Annotated in this window: 21 protein-coding genes; 18 read left to right on the top strand and 3 right to left on the bottom strand. The window is 40.1% G+C overall.

The annotated features are described in order from the left end of the window. Nucleotides 1-70: 70 nt before the first annotated feature. A complete protein-coding gene (gene suhB / locus A9267_RS20610; protein ID WP_065110583.1) occupies nucleotides 71-874 on the bottom strand; it encodes an inositol-1-monophosphatase in 804 nt (267 codons plus the stop codon). A gap of 151 nt (nucleotides 875-1,025) precedes the next feature. On the opposite strand from suhB, the gene trmJ reads away from it, so the two are divergent. The 13 genes from trmJ to A9267_RS20545 all read left to right on the top strand — a co-directional run bounded on the left by trmJ (nucleotide 1,026) and on the right by A9267_RS20545 (nucleotide 16,540). Then, nucleotides 1,026-1,769 carry a tRNA (cytosine(32)/uridine(32)-2'-O)-methyltransferase TrmJ gene (gene trmJ, locus A9267_RS20605; RefSeq protein WP_065110582.1) on the top strand — a complete coding sequence of 248 codons (744 nt, stop codon included), beginning with the start codon at nucleotides 1,026-1,028 and terminating at the stop codon, nucleotides 1,767-1,769. Nucleotides 1,770-1,824: 55 nt separating this feature from the next. Further along, nucleotides 1,825-2,646, top strand: a complete 822-nt coding sequence (gene cysE, locus A9267_RS20600; RefSeq protein ID WP_055024670.1) for a serine O-acetyltransferase — start codon at nucleotides 1,825-1,827, stop codon at nucleotides 2,644-2,646. A gap of 355 nt (nucleotides 2,647-3,001) precedes the next feature. Beyond that, nucleotides 3,002-3,463: a Fe-S cluster assembly transcriptional regulator IscR gene (gene iscR / locus A9267_RS20595; protein ID WP_055024669.1), complete on the top strand. Its 462-nt coding sequence runs from the start codon at nucleotides 3,002-3,004 to the stop codon at nucleotides 3,461-3,463. A gap of 79 nt (nucleotides 3,464-3,542) precedes the next feature. Continuing rightward, on the top strand, nucleotides 3,543-4,757 hold the full coding sequence (locus tag A9267_RS20590) for an IscS subfamily cysteine desulfurase (protein ID WP_055024668.1): 1,215 nt from the start codon (nucleotides 3,543-3,545) through the stop codon (nucleotides 4,755-4,757). A 39-nt stretch (nucleotides 4,758-4,796) separates the two neighbouring features. Beyond that, nucleotides 4,797-5,180 carry a Fe-S cluster assembly scaffold IscU gene (iscU, locus tag A9267_RS20585; protein ID WP_055024667.1) on the top strand — a complete coding sequence of 128 codons (384 nt, stop codon included), beginning with the start codon at nucleotides 4,797-4,799 and terminating at the stop codon, nucleotides 5,178-5,180. 13 nt (nucleotides 5,181-5,193) lie between these two features. Then, nucleotides 5,194-5,517, top strand: a complete 324-nt coding sequence (iscA, locus tag A9267_RS20580) for an iron-sulfur cluster assembly protein IscA (RefSeq protein ID WP_055024666.1) — start codon at nucleotides 5,194-5,196, stop codon at nucleotides 5,515-5,517. Nucleotides 5,518-5,573: 56 nt separating this feature from the next. Then, a complete protein-coding gene (gene hscB / locus A9267_RS20575) occupies nucleotides 5,574-6,098 on the top strand; it encodes a co-chaperone HscB (RefSeq protein WP_065110581.1) in 525 nt (174 codons plus the stop codon). A 78-nt stretch (nucleotides 6,099-6,176) separates the two neighbouring features. Then, the gene (gene hscA / locus A9267_RS20570; RefSeq protein WP_065110580.1) at nucleotides 6,177-8,039 is read left to right on the top strand and encodes a Fe-S protein assembly chaperone HscA; all 1,863 of its coding nucleotides are present in this window, start codon (nucleotides 6,177-6,179) and stop codon (nucleotides 8,037-8,039) included. A gap of 8 nt (nucleotides 8,040-8,047) precedes the next feature. Then, nucleotides 8,048-8,383, top strand: a complete 336-nt coding sequence (gene fdx, locus A9267_RS20565) for an ISC system 2Fe-2S type ferredoxin (protein WP_055024663.1) — start codon at nucleotides 8,048-8,050, stop codon at nucleotides 8,381-8,383. Between the two features lie 268 nt (nucleotides 8,384-8,651). Next, the gene (locus tag A9267_RS20560; protein WP_065110579.1) at nucleotides 8,652-9,296 is read left to right on the top strand and encodes a TetR/AcrR family transcriptional regulator; all 645 of its coding nucleotides are present in this window, start codon (nucleotides 8,652-8,654) and stop codon (nucleotides 9,294-9,296) included. Nucleotides 9,297-9,523: 227 nt separating this feature from the next. Beyond that, nucleotides 9,524-9,955 (top strand): nucleoside-diphosphate kinase, encoded by a 432-nt coding sequence (ndk, locus tag A9267_RS20555; RefSeq protein ID WP_055024661.1) that lies wholly within the window; start codon nucleotides 9,524-9,526, stop codon nucleotides 9,953-9,955. 743 nt (nucleotides 9,956-10,698) lie between these two features. Next, nucleotides 10,699-13,452, top strand: a complete 2,754-nt coding sequence (locus tag A9267_RS20550) for a TonB-dependent receptor (protein WP_065110578.1) — start codon at nucleotides 10,699-10,701, stop codon at nucleotides 13,450-13,452. Nucleotides 13,453-13,864: 412 nt separating this feature from the next. Beyond that, the gene (locus tag A9267_RS20545) at nucleotides 13,865-16,540 is read left to right on the top strand and encodes a TonB-dependent receptor (RefSeq protein WP_065110577.1); all 2,676 of its coding nucleotides are present in this window, start codon (nucleotides 13,865-13,867) and stop codon (nucleotides 16,538-16,540) included. A 179-nt stretch (nucleotides 16,541-16,719) separates the two neighbouring features. Here A9267_RS20545 and A9267_RS20540 read toward each other — a convergent pair whose 3' ends face one another. Both A9267_RS20540 and A9267_RS20535 read right to left on the bottom strand, forming a co-directional pair. Then, the gene (locus A9267_RS20540; protein WP_065110576.1) at nucleotides 16,720-17,088 is read right to left on the bottom strand and encodes a TraR/DksA C4-type zinc finger protein; all 369 of its coding nucleotides are present in this window, start codon (nucleotides 17,086-17,088) and stop codon (nucleotides 16,720-16,722) included. A 155-nt stretch (nucleotides 17,089-17,243) separates the two neighbouring features. Then, nucleotides 17,244-18,191 carry a tRNA dihydrouridine(16) synthase DusC gene (locus tag A9267_RS20535; protein WP_065110575.1) on the bottom strand — a complete coding sequence of 316 codons (948 nt, stop codon included), beginning with the start codon at nucleotides 18,189-18,191 and terminating at the stop codon, nucleotides 17,244-17,246. A gap of 315 nt (nucleotides 18,192-18,506) precedes the next feature. Between A9267_RS20535 and A9267_RS20530 the strand changes: the two genes are divergently transcribed. From A9267_RS20530 to apt, 5 genes are all read left to right on the top strand, one after another. Further along, the gene (locus tag A9267_RS20530) at nucleotides 18,507-18,890 is read left to right on the top strand and encodes an HvfA family oxazolone/thioamide-modified RiPP metallophore (RefSeq protein ID WP_065110574.1); all 384 of its coding nucleotides are present in this window, start codon (nucleotides 18,507-18,509) and stop codon (nucleotides 18,888-18,890) included. 141 nt (nucleotides 18,891-19,031) lie between these two features. Beyond that, nucleotides 19,032-19,871 (top strand): HvfB family MNIO-type RiPP peptide maturase, encoded by an 840-nt coding sequence (locus A9267_RS20525; RefSeq protein ID WP_065110573.1) that lies wholly within the window; start codon nucleotides 19,032-19,034, stop codon nucleotides 19,869-19,871. Beyond that, nucleotides 19,871-20,620, top strand: coding sequence for an HvfC family RiPP maturation protein (locus A9267_RS20520; RefSeq protein WP_065110572.1), 750 nt, complete (start codon nucleotides 19,871-19,873; stop codon nucleotides 20,618-20,620). The genes A9267_RS20525 and A9267_RS20520 overlap by 1 nt, the downstream gene beginning before the upstream one ends. Before the next feature lie 346 nt (nucleotides 20,621-20,966). After that, nucleotides 20,967-21,332, top strand: a complete 366-nt coding sequence (locus A9267_RS20515; RefSeq protein ID WP_065110571.1) for a YbaN family protein — start codon at nucleotides 20,967-20,969, stop codon at nucleotides 21,330-21,332. A gap of 159 nt (nucleotides 21,333-21,491) precedes the next feature. After that, entirely contained in the window at nucleotides 21,492-22,043 is a 552-nt protein-coding gene (gene apt / locus A9267_RS20510) for an adenine phosphoribosyltransferase (RefSeq protein WP_055024652.1), read from the top strand. Nucleotides 22,044-22,213 lie beyond the last annotated feature (170 nt).

Here is a 22,213-nt window from a genome sequence, read left to right as displayed (position 1 = left end):
GAGGCAAATTACAGGCATAAAAAAACCGCCAATTACGGATGTAAGGCGGTTTTTAAAAAAGGGATAACGACTAGCGTTTTAGACCTTCATTTAATAAAGGACGCATAATTTTAACCAGTTCAGAAGTCACTTTTGGTGAACCTGCAACAACGTTGCCTGAAGCTAAGTAATTATGGTTACCGGTAAAGTCAGTAACAGTACCGCCTGACTCACGACAAATTAAGTCACCAGCTGCGATGTCCCATGGCTTTAGACCAATTTCAAAGAAGCCATCTAAACGACCAGCAGCAACATACGCAAGGTCTAGTGCTGCAGAACCCGCACGGCGGATATCCGCACATACAGGGAATACTTCACCTAGGATGTTCATGTAAGTTTCGGTGTGTTGACGAGACTTGAACGGGAAACCTGTACCAATAACGGTATTAGTTAGTTCATTAACGCCAGTTACGCGTAAACGGAATTCGTTTAATTTAGCGCCTTGGCCACGAACTGCAGTGAATAATTCTTCACGAACAGGATCATAAATAACGGCAACTTCAATTTTACCTTTATATTGAACTGCGATAGATACTGCGAAATGTGGGATACCACGAACGAAGTTGTTGGTACCATCCAAAGGATCGACTATCCATACATAATCTTTATTAGTGCCGCGATTTTCACCGGCCTCTTCACCAACAATCGTATGATCTGGGTAAGATTTACGAATCTGGTATGTAATGGTAGCTTCTGCTTCCTTGTCTACACTTGTTACAAAGTCATTTAGACCTTTTGAATCAACTTCAACTTTGTCGAGTTCAGTATAGGCGCGCATAATAGTTTGGCCCGCAGCGCGTGCAGCGCGCGTGGCAATAGTCAGCATCGGATGCATAGCAATCCCCTGGATGTTAAAGAACGAATAAATCAGCCGCGCAATTATACGCATTTTAGCAGGTTTATCAAATGCAGATTTTCATATAAGGAATTATTTGCAGCTTGTGTTACTATCCGCAAAGTGTTTTTTTGAATGAAAAAGTAGTTTGATGTTAAGTAATATTCGCGTTGTTTTAGTTGGGACCTCTCATCCCGGAAATATCGGCTCTACCGCAAGAGCTATGAAAACCATGGGCTTATCTAACTTATATTTAGCCGAGCCACGAGTTCAACCTGATGGTCAGTCAATTGCACTTGCTGCAGGTGCAGCTGACTTGATAAAAGATATCACCATTGTTGACTCGTTAACTGAGGCGATTAAAGACTGTAGCTTGGTTATTGCGACCAGTGCACGTAGTCGCACCCTTGATTGGCCAATGCTTGTTCCAAAAGAAGCTGGTGAAAAATTAGCATTGGAAAGCGCTAAAGGGCCGGTAGCCATCGTATTTGGTCGTGAGAACCATGGTCTGAGCAATGAAGAACTGCAAGAGTGTACTTATCATGTGTCTATTCCTGCTAATCCTGAGTACAGTTCATTAAACTTGGCTCAAGCCGTACAAATTATTTGTTACGAAACCCGTATGGCGCATTTAGTATTAGATGAGCAAGAAACGATTGAAGAAGAATATCCACTTTCTGAGGATCTACAGCGCTTTTATGTTCATTTAGAGTCTACCCTGACGAAAACAAATTTTATTATCAAAAATCATCCAGGCCAAATCATGACTAAATTAAAGCGTTTATTCAGTCGTGCTCGAATTGAAACCGCTGAGATGAATATTTTACGTGGCATTTTGACTTCTATTGATAAAAAAATGCCACAAGAAAACAGCAAAGACGATAAAGCTTCATAAGCCATTGTTAACTTAAATTTGACGTACAACTGAGTGGTAAAAGAAGGACTGTAACATGGGCGTGATAGCGCGATTAAAGGAAGATATCGAATCTATTTATCACCGCGATCCTGCGGCGAACAGTAGTTTTGAAATTTTAGTAAACTATCCTGGCATGCATGCGATATGGATCCATCGCATTAGTAATAAGCTATGGAATGCAAAGTGGCATTTATTGGCACGATGTTTATCGACCTTTTCGCGTTGGTTAACTGGCGTTGAAATACATCCTGGTGCAACCATAGGAAGACGCTTTTTTATCGATCATGGCATGGGTGTTGTGATTGGAGAAACGGCAGAAATTGGCGATGATTGCACTTTATATCATGGTGTCACCTTAGGTGGGACAACTTGGCAAGCAGGTAAACGTCACCCAACATTAGAGAACAATGTGGTTATTGGTGCAGGGGCACAAATACTGGGTCCAATTACTATGCACGACGGCGCAAGGGTTGGTTCAAACTCAGTTGTTGTTAAAGACGTGGCCAAAGATACCACCGTGGTGGGGATCCCTGGTCGGGTTGTTGCGTCGCCGTCGGCACAGTCAAAAGAGCAAACAGAGCGTCGCAGTGCGATGGCGAAGAAGTATGGGTTTGATGCCTATGCGGTATCACCAGATAACCCAGATCCTGTTGCGAGTGCAATTGGCCAAATGCTTGATCATATGCATTTGATGGACTCAAAAGTGCAAGAAATCTGTCAAGCAGTGCAAACCATGGGCGGTGAAGTTTGCACTGAAAAATTGCCGGAGTTGAATGTTGATGACTTTACAGAAGCAGAACAAGAAGCGGCTGAAAAACGTAAACAAGAGATAGACAAATTTGACCCAATTATCTAGGTCATTTTTTGAATTATCTGCAATTTATTTTTGTTTGTTTATTCATTTTGAAGCTTGAAAACGATAAAGCCGATCCCCATATTTTGGGTATCGGCTTTATTATTTGAGCAGATAAATAAGATCAATGTAAATTTTTATGACACAGCGCCGTTTTATCACATTATCGCCTAATAAATGAGTAACTGGCATTGAATCTTGCACTATAAAAAGGTTAAATAGCCGTGCAAATTTTTAGACCTAAAATTGTTAGACGCGAACGAGAGGAAATACTTGAGTAATTTAGTGGGTTAAATACTTGACTAAAATACTCAGGTATGATGAAATTGCCCTATAGTTTATGGGAGCAAAATACGTTATGAAACTGACATCAAAAGGTCGCTACGCAGTGACAGCTATGCTGGACGTTGCTATTCACTCAGCCACCGGGCCAGTTCCCTTAGCGGATATTTCTGAAAGGCAGGGAATATCGCTTTCCTACCTTGAGCAACTCTTCGCTAAACTTCGTAAACATGGTCTCGTATCTAGTGTTCGTGGTCCAGGTGGCGGTTATCGCCTAGGGCAAGAAGCGAATGATATCTCTGTTGGCATGGTCGTGCATGCTGTAGACGAGTCAGTTGATGCAACTCGTTGTCAGGGAAAAGGGAATTGCCAAAGTGGCTCCCGCTGTCTCACTCACTCTTTGTGGGGAGATTTAAGTAAACAGATTTCAGAATTTTTAGATGGCATTACCCTTGCTGGATTAATGGATAAACGCGATGTGCAATTTATCTCATTAAAGCAAGACGAAATGCAGAATGAGCATAGAGTTACTTTGTAATTTTGTGTTGATGTATCGATAACAATTATATGTACGTTGTAAGTGGTCGCACAGATGACTGCTCAGTACGGAGTGTATGATGAAGCTTCCTATCTATTTAGATTATGCCGCAACAACCCCTGTCGACAAACGTGTTGCCGACAAAATGGTTCAATTTATGACAATGGACGGTGTGTTTGGTAACCCAGCATCTCGTTCTCACCGTTATGGTTGGCAAGCCGAAGAAGCAGTTGATATTGCTCGTAACCAAGTAGCTGATTTAATCAATGCTGATCACCGTGAAATCGTTTTCACTTCTGGTGCGACTGAATCAAGCAACCTAGCAATCAAAGGTATTGCACATTTCTATAATAAGAAAGGCAAGCACATCATCACCAGTAAGACAGAGCATAAAGCAACACTAGATGCTTGTCGTCAACTTGAGCGTGAAGGTTTTGAAGTTACGTATTTAGAGCCAAGTGACAATGGAATTATCCCAATGTCTGTGCTTGAAGGTGCAATGCGTGACGACACTATTTTAGTGAGCATCATGCACGTGAACAACGAAATTGGTGTCATTCAAGACATCAATGCGATTGGTGAACTATGTCGCTCTAAAGGTATTTTCTTCCATATGGATGCTGCGCAAAGTGCAGGTAAATTACCGATTGATGTTAAAACAGTTAAAGTTGATCTGATTTCTATTTCTGGCCATAAAATGTATGGACCTAAAGGTATCGGTGCACTTTACGTACGCCGTAAACCACGTATTCGTTTAGAGTCTCAAATGCATGGCGGTGGTCATGAACGTGGTATGCGAAGTGGTACATTAGCAACTCACCAAATTGTTGGTTTAGGTGAAGCCGCTGCTATCGCTAAGCAAGATATGATTGAAGATAATGCGCGCATTCTGCGTCTACGTGACAAGTTATGGAATGGCATTAAACATATCGAAGAAACTTATATTAATGGCGATATGGAACAGCGCTACAGCGGCATCTTTAATGTGAGCTTCAACTTTGTTGAAGGTGAATCATTAATGATGGCCCTTAAAGATTTAGCCGTATCGTCTGGTTCAGCTTGTACTTCTGCAAGTTTGGAGCCTAGCTATGTACTACGTGCATTAGGCTTAAATGATGAAATGGCGCACAGCTCAATTCGTTTCTCAATTGGTCGCTTTACGACTGATGAAGAAATCGAGCATGCAATTAAAGTAATTGATGATTCTATCGGTAAGTTACGTGAAATGTCTCCACTTTGGGAGATGTTTAAAGATGGTATCGATCTGGACCAAGTTCAGTGGGCACATCACTAATACATTATTATCGATAGCGATAAACGGAGCAGAATTGTTATGGCTTACAGCGAAAAAGTAATCGAACATTATGAAAATCCACGTAACGTTGGTTCATTTGATAAAAATGACCCTTCAGTGGTAACAGGTATGGTTGGTGCACCAGCATGTGGTGACGTGATGAAGCTTCAACTTAAAATTGGCGAAAACGGCATCATTGAAGACGCTAAATTCAAAACTTATGGTTGTGGTAGTGCAATCGCGTCAAGTTCGCTCGTAACTGAGTGGGTTAAAGGCAAAAGTGTTGATGAAGCAGCAACAATTAAGAATGCTGATATCGCAGAAGAGCTTGCTTTACCTCCTGTTAAAATCCATTGCTCTATTTTAGCGGAAGACGCTATTAAAGCAGCATTAGATGAGTACAAATCAAAGCAAGACAAGTAATACCGGAGTTAAGATGGCAATTACAATGACCCCAGCTGCGGCTGAACGAGTGAAATCTTTCCTAGTTAATCGAGGAAAAGGCTTGGGTTTACGCCTAGGGTTAAGAACATCTGGCTGTTCTGGTATGGCTTATGTGCTTGAGTTTGTTGATGAAGCAAACGACGATGATGAGATTTACGAAATAGAAGGCGTTAATATCATCATCGATGCCAAGAGTTTTATTTATTTACAAGGCATTGAATTAGACTTTGTTAAAGAAGGCCTGAACGAAGGTTTCCAATTTAACAACCCTAATGCCAAAGGTGAATGTGGTTGTGGTGAAAGCTTTACTGTGTAATCTAATACACATAAAGCTTTACTCTCATTTACCCAAAAAGAGCATGATATCTGCCAATGAATTACTTTGAATTATTTCAAATAACACCTTCCTTTGATATCGACACCGCCAACCTTGCAGAGCGCTATCGCGAGCTGCAAAGGGCGGTTCATCCTGATAAATTTGCCAGCGAGTCTGAACAACAAAAACTGTTATCAGTGCAACGCACTGCGCAAGTTAACGACGGATACCAAACGCTTAAAAACCCATTAAAACGCGCTGAACACATGTTAAGCATTCGTGGTGTTGATATTAGCCATGAAACTACAACAGTGAAAGATACTGCTTTCTTAATGCAGCAAATGGAATGGCGTGAAGCGTTAGAAGATATTAAAGATAGCCAGCAAGCTGATGACTTAATCGAAGATTTATATCAATCATTTGCTGACTACGAGAAAACCCTATCGCAATCCCTTGCCCAATTATTAGCCACTAATGCAGAAAATGATGATTTATCTGCAGCTGATCAGATCAGAAAGCTGAAATTTATGGCAAAATTGCAGGATGAATTAGCAAGAGTTGAAGATTCATTGCTAGATTAACGCTGAGCTCTGTCAATTACAGAGCTTTTTGCTATCTACAATTAATGGTTCTTTTTCCCTCAAAATAACTGGATTAATATGGCCCTTTTTCAAATTGCAGAGCCCGGCCAAAGCGCCGCACCTCACCAGCACAGACTTGCAGTTGGCATCGATTTAGGTACAACTAACTCTTTGGTTGCAGCTGTTAGAAGTGGTGAAGCGTCAACCTTGCCAGATAATGACAATCAACACTCACTTCCTTCTGTGGTTCATTACGGCTCTGATAGTGTCGAAACGGGTTACGCGGCACAAGTTAAGTCTGCACAAGATCCTAAAAATACCATTGTCTCAGTCAAACGTTTTATGGGGCGCAGCTTAAAAGACATTCAGTCTGCAGAGCAAAACTTGCCATATGATTTTACCGCAAGTGAAAACGGGCTACCTGTATTTAACACGGCGCAAGGCGCAGTGAATCCAGTCCAAGTTTCAGCTGAAATTTTAAAGCCGTTAATCTCAAGAGCCGAAAAAACGCTTGGCGGTGACTTAGAAGGTGTTGTCATTACAGTACCTGCTTATTTCGATGACGCGCAGCGTCAAGGCACTAAAGATGCAGCAGAGCTTCTGGGAGTTAAAGTTTTACGTTTATTAAATGAACCCACGGCTGCTGCTATTGCTTACGGTTTAGACACTAAACAAGAAGGCGTTATTGCCATCTATGATTTAGGTGGGGGAACCTTCGATATTTCTATTCTTCGTTTGAATAGAGGTGTATTTGAAGTATTAGCTACTGGCGGCGACTCAGCGCTTGGCGGTGATGACTTTGATCATCTGTTGCGTAATCACTTGCAAAACGCAATGGGGTTGACTGAATTAACTGCTTCATTAAATAGACAGTTATTGATTGAATCTAGACGAGTCAAAGAGCAGCTAACTAATGATGAAACCAGCACGGCGAGTATTACGTTAGAAAACGGTGACGTATTAACTGCTGACGTTTCTAAAGCTGAATTTGAAGGGCTTATCGGTTCACTTGTTAAGAAAACGATTGCCAGTTGCCGTAGAACATTACGTGACGCTGAAGTCACCACTGATGAAATCATTGAAACGGTTATGGTTGGTGGCTCTACTCGTGTACCTTTAGTACGTGAGCAAGTCGAACGTTTCTTTGGTAAAACGCCATTAACATCAATTGATCCCGATCGTGTTGTGGCTATTGGTGCTGCGATTCAAGCTGACATTTTAGTGGGCAATAAACCTGAATCAGATTTATTATTGCTTGATGTTATTCCACTGTCGTTAGGCATTGAGACTATGGGGGGACTGATTGAGAAAGTCGTGACCCGTAATACCACTATCCCTGTTGCACGAGCTCAAGAGTTTACCACATTTAAAGATGGCCAAACCGCCATGGCTTTCCATGTGGTCCAAGGTGAACGTGAGTTAGTGGATGACTGTCGTTCATTAGCACGTTTCACTTTAAATGGTATTCCTGCACTAGCGGCAGGTGCTGCGCACATTCGTGTCACATTCCAAGTCGATGCTGATGGTTTACTGAGTGTCACAGCGATGGAAAAGTCGACGGAAGTTAAGTCAACGATTCAAGTAAAACCTTCATTTGGTTTATCTGATACTGAAATCGCGACTATGCTGAAAGATTCAATGAAGCATGCTAAAGATGACATCACGCGCAGAATGCTGGCAGAACAACAAGTTGAAGCTTCAAGAGTGGTTGAAACGTTATCTGCTGCATTAGCAAAAGACGCAGATTTACTTAATACCGAAGAACAAGCACAAATTCATGCTGCCATTGAACAGTTACAAATAACCGCTCAAGGTGATGATACCGATGCTATTGAAAAAGCGATTGAAGCACTAGATGAACAAACCCAAGAGTTTGCTTCACGTCGTATGGATAATTCTATTCGAGCAGCACTGAAAGGTCAGTCTGTCGATAATATATAGGTGATAAAATGCCGCAGTTAGTTTTTTTACCCCATGAAGAGCTGTGCCCAGACGGTGCTGTGTTAGAAGCTGAAGTAGGTGAAACTATTTTAGATGTTGCACTTAAAAACGGTATCCATATTGAACATGCTTGCGAAAAGTCATGTGCATGTACTACATGTCACTGTATTGTTCGTGAAGGCTTTGATGAGCTTGAAGAAAGTGATGAGCTAGAAGACGATATGCTTGATAAAGCATGGGGGTTAGAGCCAGAAAGCCGTTTATCTTGCCAGGCTAAAGTTGTTGACTGTGATATGGTGATTGATATCCCTAAGTACACCATTAATATGGTAAGTGAAGGGTAATCCTCAGTCGGCTACAGTGATTCATTATAGTTAATAATGAATCAACCAAGGAAGTCATAATGCTTCCTGTTAAAACCATAAAGCAATGACATGTGTCGTTGCTTTTTTTTGTGACTAATGCTTATGGGTTGCTTTTTTAGATTCGCTTGGCGATCAGGGCATCAAGATTATCGTTGGTGCTAAATCTTATATGTTAGAGTTTTTGCATCATAAATTGTATGATGAAAAATAGTCTATCAACCTCTGTTTTTTTTCAATGGAAATATGAATGTCAGCACCAGATTTACGCCCTAAACAAAAACGTAGCCAAGTCACGCATGACAAGTTTTTACAGTCTTTGCAACGGGCATTGAAGGTCAAGTACTTTGAGCACATCAGCATAAAGGAACTGGCTGAAGGGGCAGGGGTTTCGGTTGGAACGTTTTATCGTCGCTTTGAAAATAAAGAGGCGCTATTGCCATTGTTATATGATGATTTTGGCCAGGAGCTTGGCAACTTTATCACAGAGCTCGAATGCCACGACTGTGATGGGTTAGAACAACAAGTAACACATCTTTGTCAGGCAACATTCCACTTTTTAGATGAAAGAAAAAGCGTTTTTAGAACGATACACCTTAACGCTAGGCTTCACCCTGATACCATTTTCACTAACCCTTCATTAGATAGAAATGAGGCTTACCAGCGCCTATCACAATTGCTACTTAATTTTATGGCGTCGGATGGCAAGGCGACCAAAGTGCAACAAAAAGCCGCTGATATGGTCATTTTTATGCTGATAAACAGTCTGCTTGATAAAATATTATATCCTTCTCTTACTCCTGCGATTGCTTGTTCAATGCCCAAAGATGAATTTGTTAAAGCTCTTGGGGTCATGCTGGGGAGCTATTTACAGTCTCAATTACACTGTAGTTGAACAAAGTTGTGAGCCTAGCTACTCACTGCAAGCTTTGAGTTATAGTCGTGGCTTTAATTAGCTTTGTTTATGGCTAAATTGGCTTGAGGCTTATCACAATTTCTGTATTACCTAGGTCACAAGGTTACATTTTGATTATGTGACGCTATTAACCCTATGCATGTTGGCGTAAATTTCGTATAATCCGCGCGAATTTAAAACCCGTATATTTAAGAAGGAAGCTTTTCATGGCTATCGAACGTACTTTTTCTATCATTAAGCCTGATGCTGTTGCAAAAAACCACATTGGCGCTATCTACAACCGTTTTGAAACTGCTGGCCTGAAAATCATTGCTGCTAAAATGGTTCACTTAAGCAAAGAGCAAGCTGAAGGCTTCTACGCTGAGCACAGCGAACGTCCTTTCTTTGGTGCTTTAGTTGCATTCATGACTTCTGGCCCAATCATGGTTCAAACGCTTGAAGGCGAAAATGCTGTTCTAGCTCACCGTGAAATTTTAGGTGCAACTAACCCAGCTGAAGCTGCTGAAGGAACTATCCGTGCTGATTTCGCTGAAAGCATCGATGAGAACGCTGCTCACGGTTCTGATTCTGTAGCATCTGCTGAGCGTGAAGTTGCTTACTTCTTCAGTGCTGAAGAGTTATGTGCACGCACTCGTTAATTCTTAATTGAATGACGCTAAAAGGAGCCTTATGGCTCCTTTTTTGTTGTGCAATGTTGACGAAGACTTATTTTACTTAAATTAAATGGTATCCAATGTCAGTTTAAGAGGAAGTAAGCAATCCCATTGCTGCATTATCTTATCTGGCAGCTTTAATTCCTCTTTTCATCACAACCTTGTTACTTTTTGCATAGTTATTCTTGTTTAATTCACTTTATATGCAGCTATTCTTTGGCTGTGAATCAAACACACACTGATTTTTCATATTCTTTGCTTTTAATATGCCTAAAAATGCACATTTTTATAATTTACTCGTCAAATTGTGTACGAATAAATAAATATTTTTAAAATTTAATTTGTTACTTAGGTTAATTGTTTGTTAAATATTGTCTCATTAATGTTTATTTATTTTCTATATTTTAAATTGGATTTAACCTTTTTGATCAAATAACACTCATAATTAATGTTTGTTATTACTTTTACTTAACAAACATATCATGTAGGTGTTACATATTGTGTTCTATTTTGTTTAAGCTGCTGATAAATAACGATTTAACATATTTATAACAGATGTTAAGTTTTTAGTGTAACCATTCTAATTTCAAACGTTATTAATTTGTAATAGATGTTGACTAATGTGATTTTATTTAACAATAATGCTCTCGGTTAATTAAATGTTTAACCTAAAAATAAAAAATATAACGTTATGACTTTATATATGACATAGCGAAGGGAGTATTATAATGAGTTCAGTATCTTTAACAGCTAAGGCTATTCGCCGTGGCTTATTGACAATTGCAGCAACGACTGTAGCAACAGGTTCTGTTTTTTCAGCTAGTGTAATGGCTGAAGAAGCACAAGCAGAAAAAGTAGAAAGAATTGCAGTAACCGGTTCACGTATTAAACGTACCGATATGGAAACTGCTAGCCCAGTAAGTGTTATTGATGCTTCATCTATTATCGCATCTGGCGCAACTTCTATTGATGACGTACTACAGAAGATGACTTCTTCTGGTGGTGCTATGACTAACGCAGCTGTGAACAACGGTTCTGGCGGTAACGCACGTGTTAACTTACGTGGTCTAGGTTCAAACCGTACACTAGTTCTTGTTAACGGTCGTCGTATGATTGCATCAGGTACAGGTGCAGCATCTTCAGTTGATTTAAACACTATCCCAGTTTCAATGATCCAACGTGTTGAAGTACTTAAAGATGGCGCATCAGCTGTTTACGGTACTGACGCTATCGCTGGTGTTGTAAACGTAATCTTAAAGCGTGATTTTGACGGTTTTGAGATGAACGTTCAAACAGGTATGTCTGGTCAAGGTGACGCTGATGAAACGAGCATCGACTTCACATTAGGTAACACATTCGATAAAGGTAATGTTGTTATTAACGCTCAGTACACTAAGCGTGGCGATGCAAGCCAAGCAGACCGTGATTTCTCTGATTGTCCAATAGCAGAAGGTGCTGATGGCCTATACTGTGCTGGTTCTTCTTACTCAGAAGGCGGTCATGTATGGGGTGATAACAATTTTGGTATCACTGGTACAGGTGAAGACGGCGCTTATGCTATCGGTGATTCTGGTTTCTACGGTGAATATGTAGACGACGGTGAAGGCAAACCAAAATTCCAGTACTTCGATGGTAAATCTGCTGCTGACTTAAGTGGTCGTGGTGGTGAATATCATGAATTTAGTAATGAAGACAGATACAATTACTCTGCTGATAGCTACCTTTCAACGCCAATGGAGCGTTTGAACTTAAGTATGGCTGGTACATATGAGCTTTCAGATACAATTATTTTCTTCTCTGAAGCAATGTACTCTAAGCGTTGGTCTGACCAACAAATGGCACCACAACCAATCTGGAACGCTGCTGCATGGGAATACAAGCCTATGTCAGACGGTGGTTTCATGACTGATGATTTACTTCCTTGGGTACAACCAGGTGAAGAAGTTAGCTACGGTCGTCGTATGGTTGAATCTGGTACCCGTGACTTTGGTCAGGTAGTTGATACTATCCGTTTAGTTGTTGGTCTTGAAGGCGAGTTCGATAACGGTTGGACTTGGGATGCTTCTTACAACAAAGGTAAGAATGATTCAGTTGATACTTTAGCTAACTTACACAACATCGGTTCGATTAATGATGCTGTTCAAGAAGGTGAGTTTGACCCATTCCTACAGTCTTCTTGGATGGGCGACAGCATTGCTCCATTCGTATACACAGAAGTTAACGCTGGCGGTAGTGAATTAGATATTGCTGCAGCGACGCTTTCTGGCGACATCGTTGACTTACCTGCTGGTACCTTAGCTTTTGCTGCTGGTGCGGAATACCGTAAAGAATCTGCTTACTTCACTCCAGATTCATTAACTGCACAAGGTCTTGCAAATGACCCACGTGTAGAAGCAACATCTGGTTCATTTGATGTTAGCGAATTCTATGCTGAATTAGCTATTCCTTTATTAAGTGACTTACCACTAGCTCAACAAGTTGATATGAGCGCTGCAATTCGTTACTTCGATTACAGCACATTCGGTGATGATAGCACTTGGAAATTGGGTTTAACTTGGCGTTTATTTGATGACTTAATGGTTCGTGGTGTTCAATCTACCGCTTTCCGTGCTCCAACTGTTGATGAGTTATACGGTGGTAAGTCTCCATCATTCGACCAAATTGTTCACCCTGCAACAGATCAAACTCAAGCAGAAGTAACTGTAGGCGGTAACCCTAACCTTACTCCTGAAGAAGCTGATATTACAACTCTTGGTTTAGTTTACTCTCCAAGCTTTGTTGAAGGGTTATCTTTAACTGTTGATTACTACGATATTGCAATTACAAATACTATTACTTCTGTTGATTCTAACTATGTTGCTAATCAGTGTTTAGATGCAAATGGCAACAAGATCAATGAAGGTACAGCACTTTGTCAATCAGCTAATATCTCTATTGATAACACTGGTCGTATCGCATTTGATAATGGTTTACAAAACATTGGTGAAACAAACACTTCTGGTTTCGACATTAATGTAGCTTATACCTTCGAAGGTTTAGGTTTAGATTGGAAAGCGGGTCTTGATACTTCTATTCTAGATACTTATGAAGAATTTGACCAAGACGGTAATGCAGTTGATTACACTGGCTACATCACAGGTGGTGTAGGTGCATACGCTGAGTTAAAAACTAACTTTAACTTAACTGCATCAGGTGACGATTGGTCTGCTACATATGAAGCTCGTTACATCGACGGAATGGATTCATTCGCTTGTAAAGATGATCCAAGTGACTGTTACGCGCCTTCAGTTGACTCAATCGTTTATCACGACATTTCTGCATCTTACGATATTAACGAAACTGTTAGATTGTCAGGTGGTGTGAATAACGTATTAGATGAAGAGCCTCCATACTACACAGGTAACAACGATTCAAATACCGATCCGTACACTTATGATGTATTAGGTCGTTACTTCTTCGTTCGTGCTAGCGTGAAGTTCTAAATCACAAAATTTACCTTGTAAGTTAAGGTTAAATGTTAAAAATCTCGGCCAATTGGTCGAGATTTTTTTTGTTTCGCTGTTAAAAAGTGCACAAAATTTACCATGTTATTGAGTGTTAATGAAAAGTAACCTTATATTTTCAATGGTTACTAGTTGTAACGCTTTGGGCTGTTTAGTTGTAAAACGGTTGTTTTAATATAAGCGCTTGTAATATATAGTTTTGTGATAGTTACCTTTTGATACTATTTGCTAATGTGTATTAATTTGTATCCCGCTCGTTAAATGGTTGTGTCTCTTGTTGAAGCTTTTGGGTTGTTTTAACAGTATCAATGTGAGGTCTTAACTTCACTATAACTAAATAAAACAATAAAAAGTCAATACGTTATCAGATTTAACGTTCAGGGAGATTTACATGAGTTCATTAACGCTAACAGCTAAGGCGATTCGTCGCAGTATTCTAGCTGCAACAGCAGCATCGTTGGCTTTTTCAGGTATCGCTTTTGCTGAAGAAACTGAAAAAGTAGAAAGAATAGAAGTGACAGGTTCACGTATTAAGCAAGTGGATATGGAAACATCTTCACCTGTAACAGTCTTAAGTGCTGCTGATATTGCACTGACTGGTGAAAAAACAGTTGCTGATGTACTTAACAACTCATCTATCAACGCATTTGGTTCATGGCGTGGTACGTCTGGTTATGGCTCTGGTGCAAGTGCAACTAGCTCAATTAATATGCGTGGCCTTGGCTCACAAGCTACCTTGGTATTATTAGATGGTCGTCGTATGCCAGGAACGAGTTCTAGTTCTGGTTCTACTGCTGATACATCACAAATTCCAATCGCTATTGTAGAACGTATCGAGATTTTACGTGATGGTGCGTCAGCTGTTTACGGCTCGGATGCGGTTGCTGGTGTAATTAACATCATTACGAAAAAAGAGTTTGAAGGTGTTCAATTAGATTACAGTATGGAAATGCCAGATGTTGAAGGTGGGGATGCAACTCGATTCTCAATTGCAACTGGTTACAATACGGATAAAGGTAATATCACTTTTACCTATGAGTATTACGATACTAAAGCTGTGATGGATCGCGATATCTGGAACATGGATGATGACTCTTATGGTGATTATAGCTCATTCAGTTCAGTTCCAAACGGCTATTACAATACTGGTAGAGTCGATGAGGATGGTGAAGACATTTATGAGTTCTATTCAAACTCAGAAATGTGTGATGACACAGAAAATGTCGTAAATGGTACTGATGGTAATAACAACGGTCGCTGTTATTACAGTTATGGCGAAGTAACAAAGTTATTTGGTGACATGACGCGTAACTCGTTTATGACCAACTTTAGTTATGATATTACCGATGATATTCAATTTCGTGGTCGTGGTTCTGCATCATTAAGTGAAACCAACACTCGTTATGCCGGAACACCAGTTTCTACTAATTACCCAGTCATGTCTGCGGACAATGTCTATAACCCAACGGGTGAAGACATGACGCTTTACATGCGTTCAGTTCAAATAGGTGAGCGTGATACGTTAACTGAAACAAATAACTACGACATGTTAGGTGGCTTTGTTGGTTTTGCTGACATTGGTAATGGTATCGATTGGGAGATTAATGCCCAATACTCAGGTTCTACAACTAATTCATTTAACTACAACTTGATTAATGATGACATTATTCAAAGTGAAATTGACACTGGTAACTACGATATCTTTAACACCAGTGGCATGAGCTATGATGAATGGGATCAAACCATGACTGCTCTTTATAGTGCAGCAAATCATACTGGTGTTTACCAAGGTAAGTTCGATAGCACTCAAATTGATGGCCTTGCTTCTACAACGTTTATTGATAGCGACAACTTTACACTGGCTATGTTAGTGGGTGCAGAGTACGAAATGATCAACTTCAAGCAAACATCAGATCCTGAGTCTGCTGCGGGTATCATTTCTGGTGGTTCGGGTGGTGATGATGTCGATGCAGAGCGTGATCGTACAGCTGCATACACTGAGATCCAAATGGGCTTACCTGCCAACGTTGATGTATCGTTAGCAGTACGTTATGAACGTTATGAGCAAGAAGGCTCGCTAACGGGTGCTACGGGTGTTGTGACTAATTCATCTACTTTTGATGCCGTCGTACCTAAAATTGGTGTTAGCTGGCGTCCTGTGGATAGCTTATTAGTCCGTGCAAGTTATGGTGATTCATTCCGTGCTCCTAATATGGGCGAAATGTTCTCATCTCAATCTCTCAGTTTTGAAACTGCTTATGACTCAGTATGGTGTGAAGCTAACAACGGTTCTGATGAAAACTATTGTGCAACGGGTAATCAACATAAAACATGGTTTGGCGGTAACCCTGACTTAGAAGCTGAAGAAGGTAACTCTCTTACTTTAGGTGCTGTTTGGAATGTAACTGATGCTTGGAGTCTTGAGCTTTCTTACTACGACATTACTTACGATAACAAGATTGAAGCGGTTAGCGCTACAGATGTCATTCGTGACGAAAAGCTTAATGGTAGCTCAGACTTTGTGACTCGTGGGGCAGACGGTAAAATTGAATACATAGAAAGTGGTTACATTAATATGTCTTCGGTTGCTACCAGTGGTTTAGATTTTGCTACCTCATATAATTTAGAAACCGGTTTCGGTGACTTTAACTTCAAAGTTGATATGACACACGTATTAGAATTTGAAGAGCAAGCGAATGAAGAGTCTATTGCGATCGATTTAGCAGGTATTCAAGATTATCCACAATGGCGTGGTAATTTAGCTGCTGCATGGTACTACAATGACTTTAATGCAGCGTGGACTACTGTGTATATTGGTAGCCAATCAGGTCAATATTGGCGTGATCTAGGCTATGACTATGTCACAGATACACCGGATTACTTTAAGCATAATATCCAGTTTGGTTACACCCATGATTGGAACGGTACAATTACAGTAGGTATTAACAATGTATTTGATGAAGAAGCACCAACTTGGTACGACTTCTCAGGTTACCGCGACGTCAATACTGACTTGTATGATGTTCTAGGTCGTACTTACTACCTACGTATTAATCAAAAATTCTAAAGTGAATTTACGCTAAAAAAAACCTCCGCTAGTCGGAGGTTTTTTTATATCTCAAAAGCGATACGATTGAAATCGAGCAGTATTAAGATGATGGGGAAGGTGACTTTTATGAATCACTGTATATACGAGTGACTCTCGATATTTAAGTGACACGCTATATTTTAATGGCACTTTATATTTTAATGGCTTAGTCGCAACTCTTGTCGATGTTCATTACGATGTTTCTCTGCACAGCAAGCACATCGCTGCTCGGTGGGATCTACTGCTAGTCGCTCAGATTCAATATCGGATTCGCAATCTGAACATAAGCCATACAAACCTAACTCTAATTGGCATAATGCAGCATCTAGGCGTGTTAATTGACCAAATAGCGGAGTGTCAGTTAAATTCTGCTGACTCATTAATTCAATAAGCTCGGTTAAGCTCATATTAAAGTGGCTTTGTGAGGCACTTTGCACATGACCTTTTTGATTTAATTGATGCACTAGCTCATATTTAAGCTGCGCTTCTCTTTGCATTAATGATTGCTGTATTTCTTGAATACTCACAAAATGACCTAATTACTTAATCGCTTATCTGGGTATTTAGTCTAACGTCATCGGCCAGTATTGTTATGATGGAGATCAATTCAAAGCTTCATTTAAGCAAACAAATATTAAGTTTCGTTAATATTAATACGTACTAATGAAGCTTTTTTATGAAATTAACGATTTTGTTGTTCGTAGGTTTTTTCTAGTATGGCGACAATTTCATCTGTGGTTTTTAATACACGTAGGTCTCTAAATAACGCATCGGCTTCTGGGTATTGTTTATTAAGGTAGGTAAACCACTGCTTAACTCTTGCAGGGTAATAGTCTGACTTCTTACCAATTAATTGTTTTTGGGTGTAACGTAGCAACAAACTTAACGTTTGAGCCCAAGTATAAGGTGTTTGCTCGCCTTTAATTGCTGCAGCCAAGTTTGGTAATGACATTGCTCCGCGCCCTAGCATGATGTTGTCACAGCCAGTGACATCCATGCATCTTATTGCATCTTCACGACTCCAAATTTCACCATTGGCAATTACTGGAATAGGTAATCGTTTACGCACTTCAGTAATGTACTCCCAATAAGCTGGTGGCTTATAGCCATCAACTTTACTTCTGGCATGAATTGCAATTTCACTGGCACCAGCTTCATAAACAGCTAACGCATTTTCCATAAAGAGTGACTTGTCTTCAAAACCTAAACGGATTTTAGCTGTAACAGGTTGCTCATTCGGTACAGCGTCACGCATGGCTTTAACAATATCGTGGATGGTATCAGGGTATTGCAATAATACTGCGCCGCCTTTACTTCGATTAACCATTTTTGCTGGACAACCGAAATTAGCATCGACACCTTGTGAGCCAAGTTCAACTGCTCTGTGTGCATTTTCAGCCATGACACTTGGGTGTTGGCCTAACAGTTGAATTCGTACCGGCGTACCAGAGGCGGTTAAGCCGCCATTGCGCAGTTCAGGACATAATTTGTAATAGACTTTTTCTGGAAGTAATTGGCTGACAACCCTAACAAACTCAGTCACCACCAAGTCATATGGGTTAATTTCAGACAATATTTCTCGCATCAAGTCATCAATGACGCCTTCCATAGGGGCTAATACTACGCGCACGGTTCAACCTGTAATCAGTAAAAGGAGCGCTATTCTAGCGACTTTGATTTGTTATACAAATTCATTTATAAATCATCAAAAAGTAGCTGGGTACATGATTACTTAATTTTAATGATAAATATCAGCTAGATAAATCCTATTTTTACACTATGCTTACAACTATAAATTATTCTCTAGCAAGAAATTTTGAAAATAATTATGATTTAGATCAAATTATGTGAAATAAAAGTAAACGTGATTAGGTCTATTAAATTGTAAGCCAGCACTGTTAGTTGTTGGTCACCATTATAAAGTTTGAATATAAGGAAGATTATTATGAACTCAGTAAAGCAAACTACAGTAGCAATGGCGTTAGGTGCAGTGGTATTAACAGCAGGTGTTTCTACTCAAGTCGAAGCTAACCCATTTGGCTTCGAACAAATGAATGCCGGCTACCAACTTGATGGTGGCGAAGAAAAAGCCAAAGAAGGTAAGTGTGGCGAAGGTAAATGCGGCGGCGAYATGAAAGCCAAAGAAGGCAAGTGTGGCGAAGGTAAATGCGGCGGCGATATGAAAGCCAAAGAAGGCAAGTGTGGCGAAGGTAAATGCGGCGGCGAYATGAAAGCCAAAGAAGGTAAGTGTGGTGAAGGTAAATGCGGCGGCGACAAAAAAGCCAAAGAAGGCAAATGCGGTGAAGGCAAATGTGGTGGTGCTAAGTAATTCATTTACTTGCATATAAACTTTACATCTATAACATTTTTTTACCCCATTGAATGTTTAATGTGAATGTAAAGTACGTCATGATAAGGCCTGTTATGCAGGCCTTTTTAATTGATAAAAAGTAACAGACGGAGTGTTGTAATGGCAGAGCAAGCAAAAGTTGGACTGGGTTTACGCCGAGAGATGCTTGATGAGTTTTGTCAGCAAGTGCCAGATGAAATTAACTTTTTCGAAGTCGCACCAGAAAACTGGATGACGCTCGGTGGAAAGTTTGGTAAACAGTTTAGGCAACTCACTGAGCAGCATGATTTCTTTTGCCATGGTTTGTCCTTGTCAATTGGCAGCCCTGAAGAGCTTGATACTGAATTTGTTAAACAAATAAAAGCGTTTCTCGATTTACATCAGATCTCTATTTATTCTGAACATTTAAGCTACTGTTCCGGTACGGGTCACATGTATGACTTGATGCCAATTCCGTTTACTGATGAAGCAGTCACTTACGTCGCTAAACGTATAAAACAAGTTGAAGACATTCTCGAGCGCCCATTTATTCTTGAAAATGTGTCTTTTTATGCAGCGCCTGGTGCGCAGATGAATGAACAAACCTTTGTGAATGCGGTATTAGCTGAAGCTGATTGTAAATTACTGCTTGATGTAAATAATATTTACGTTAATTCAATTAACCATCAATATGATGCGGCTGAGTTTTTAGCTTCTATGCCAACTGAACGTATTGAATATATGCACATAGCAGGGCATTACGAAGAATCGTCAGACCTGATGGTCGACACTCATGGTGCAGATGTTATAGACCCTGTGTGGAAATTATTACAGCAAAGCTTTCAGCAGCATGGCGTGTTTCCTACCTTGTTAGAGCGAGATTTTAATATTCCTGAAACGCCAGAGTTATTGATTGAAATTAATCAGATTCATCAATACCAACAACAGGCATTATTACAGGCTAAGTCAAGGAGTGCCTAATGAGCTTTATTGATACTCAATTTGAGTTTATGGATTACATTCGCGACCCCAGTAAACCCTTGCCTGAGGGAATAAGCCTTGAACGGATGACGGTTTATCGGGAATTGTTTTTTAATAACATTAATGGGTTCGTATCGAGTGCTTTTCCTGTTCTTAAATCGTTATACACTGATGATGCTTGGCTTAAATTAATCCAAGAGTTTTTTGTTAGTTTTGACTGTAAGACACCTTTGTTTGTTGAAATTTCACAAGAATTTATCGCTTTTTTACAAACGGATTATCAAGCAAAAGATTACGATCCGCCATTTATGGTGGAGTTGGCCCATTATGAGTGGTTAGAGCTTTATATTTCGGCTGTCTTTGATAACGACAAGCAAGTGGCTATTGCTAGAGATATGATTACCGAGCTGCCGCTCACTCTGTCAGACACAGCGACCATTGCACAATATCAATACGATGTGCAGCACATCAGTCTTGACTATCAGCCAACAGAGCCGAGTGAGCTACCACATAGTTTTTGTATATACCGAGATCAAGCTGATGAGGTAAACTTTTTACAGTTAAACCCATTAACAGCGCAAGTGCTCGCATACATTAATCAAGCCGAGCAATGTTATTTTTCAGATATAATAGAATGGCTTAAACAATCTTACCCGCAAATGACTTCAGAAACCTTAGCCAGCGGCTGCTTACAGATGTTACAACAGTTGGCTGAAAAACAGATTATTTGTCGAGATAGTAGAGGATAAACAGGATAATAAATGGCTTAAAATTTTTAGGGTTTTTATTGTAGGCCTTTTTACTTACAATGGCGCGGATTTTGTGATCTACTTCACGCTGCCGGTAGGTGGTCAACTTAACTCTTAGGAATCAAATAACATGAGTCAGCCTTTTAAAGACCCATTTAACATTTTGTATTTTATTGGTTTTATCCTTGTTTTACTTTTACCAACATTACCAGCTTCTATTTCTGCGTTGAGACTTGCAGGCTTAATTTAACTGCTGATCTCAGTTATGATATCGATGTATTTTTATAGCATCGGTAAACTAAAAACCATTCTATTGAATGGTTTTTTTGATTGAGTTTGGAGAATTATGCCCCTAAAACGTGGCTTGTTTTTAATTACTGGGTTAACCAGCGTCACGCTGGGAACGATTGGTATTGTGGTTCCTTTACTACCGACTGTACCATTTATCTTGCTTGCAGCTTATTGCTTTGCCCGCTCAAGTGACAGGTTACACAATTGGCTGATGACACATCCTTGGTTTTCTCAAGGGCTCAATGACTGGCAAAATAAGCGATCAATTAACAAACGCTTGAAGCGAAAAGCCATGATTATGACGACGCTAAGTTTCGTGGTCAGTATCGCCATCGTGCCACTGCTTTGGGTGCAAATCATGTTAGTTTGTATGTTATGTATACTGTTACTTTTTTTGTGGCAGATCCCAGAGTTAGATTAAAAGTTGCCGGAATTTTGCTCTCGAGTTGCAACTGTATTGAAACATGCTTACTATCACCTCCAATCGAGTGATATGTCAGATACTATTTTTGCATTTTAAGTGTAATCAAATACCAATAACTGGCTATTAATCCATTCCTTTTTAAATAGACAATCTATTATGACTATGAATTCAGCAAGTTTAGCGTTAATCAAAGACAGTATTAAAGCCATTCCTGACTATCCCATTCCGGGCATTATGTTCCGTGATGTCACCAGCTTATTAGAAAATGCTGAAGCCTACCAAGCCACGATTGCGATGTTTGTTGAGCATTACAAGTCACTTGGCTTTACTAAAGTTGTAGGTACAGAGGCTCGTGGTTTTTTGTTTGGAGCACCGCTGGCTTTAGAACTCGGCGTTGGTTTTGTTCCGGTTCGTAAACCAGGAAAACTACCACGCAAAACAATTGCGCAAACTTACGACCTTGAATACGGAAAAGATACCTTAGAAATTCATGTTGATGCCATTCAGCCTGGTGATAAGGTGCTTGTGGTTGACGACTTACTTGCTACTGGTGGCACAATCGAAGCCACTGTTAAGCTAATTCGTGAACTCGGTGGTGAAGTCGAGCATGCTGCATTTGTTATTTCGTTGCCTGATATCGGTGGCGAAAAACGCATTGAAGCATTGGGTATCGAAATTTTGACCCTTTGTGAGTTTGAAGGTGAGTAATCGATTTACCCAATGACCTCGTCATTATATCAAGGCAGTGCTTGCATATTCATTATCAAGCGCTGCTTTTTTATGTCTGTAAATCAGGATTAACGTCAATACAGCGAAATGGTTAGTGTAATTCTTGGGCAAACCCGCTCGCTAAATTGTGTATCAATAGCGCAGCATTG

Origin of the sequence: Shewanella sp. UCD-FRSSP16_17 (assembly GCF_001675935.1) — a bacterium.
Classification (GTDB): domain Bacteria; phylum Pseudomonadota; class Gammaproteobacteria; order Enterobacterales; family Shewanellaceae; genus Shewanella; species Shewanella japonica.
This window is presented reverse-complemented; position numbering and strand designations above follow the sequence as displayed.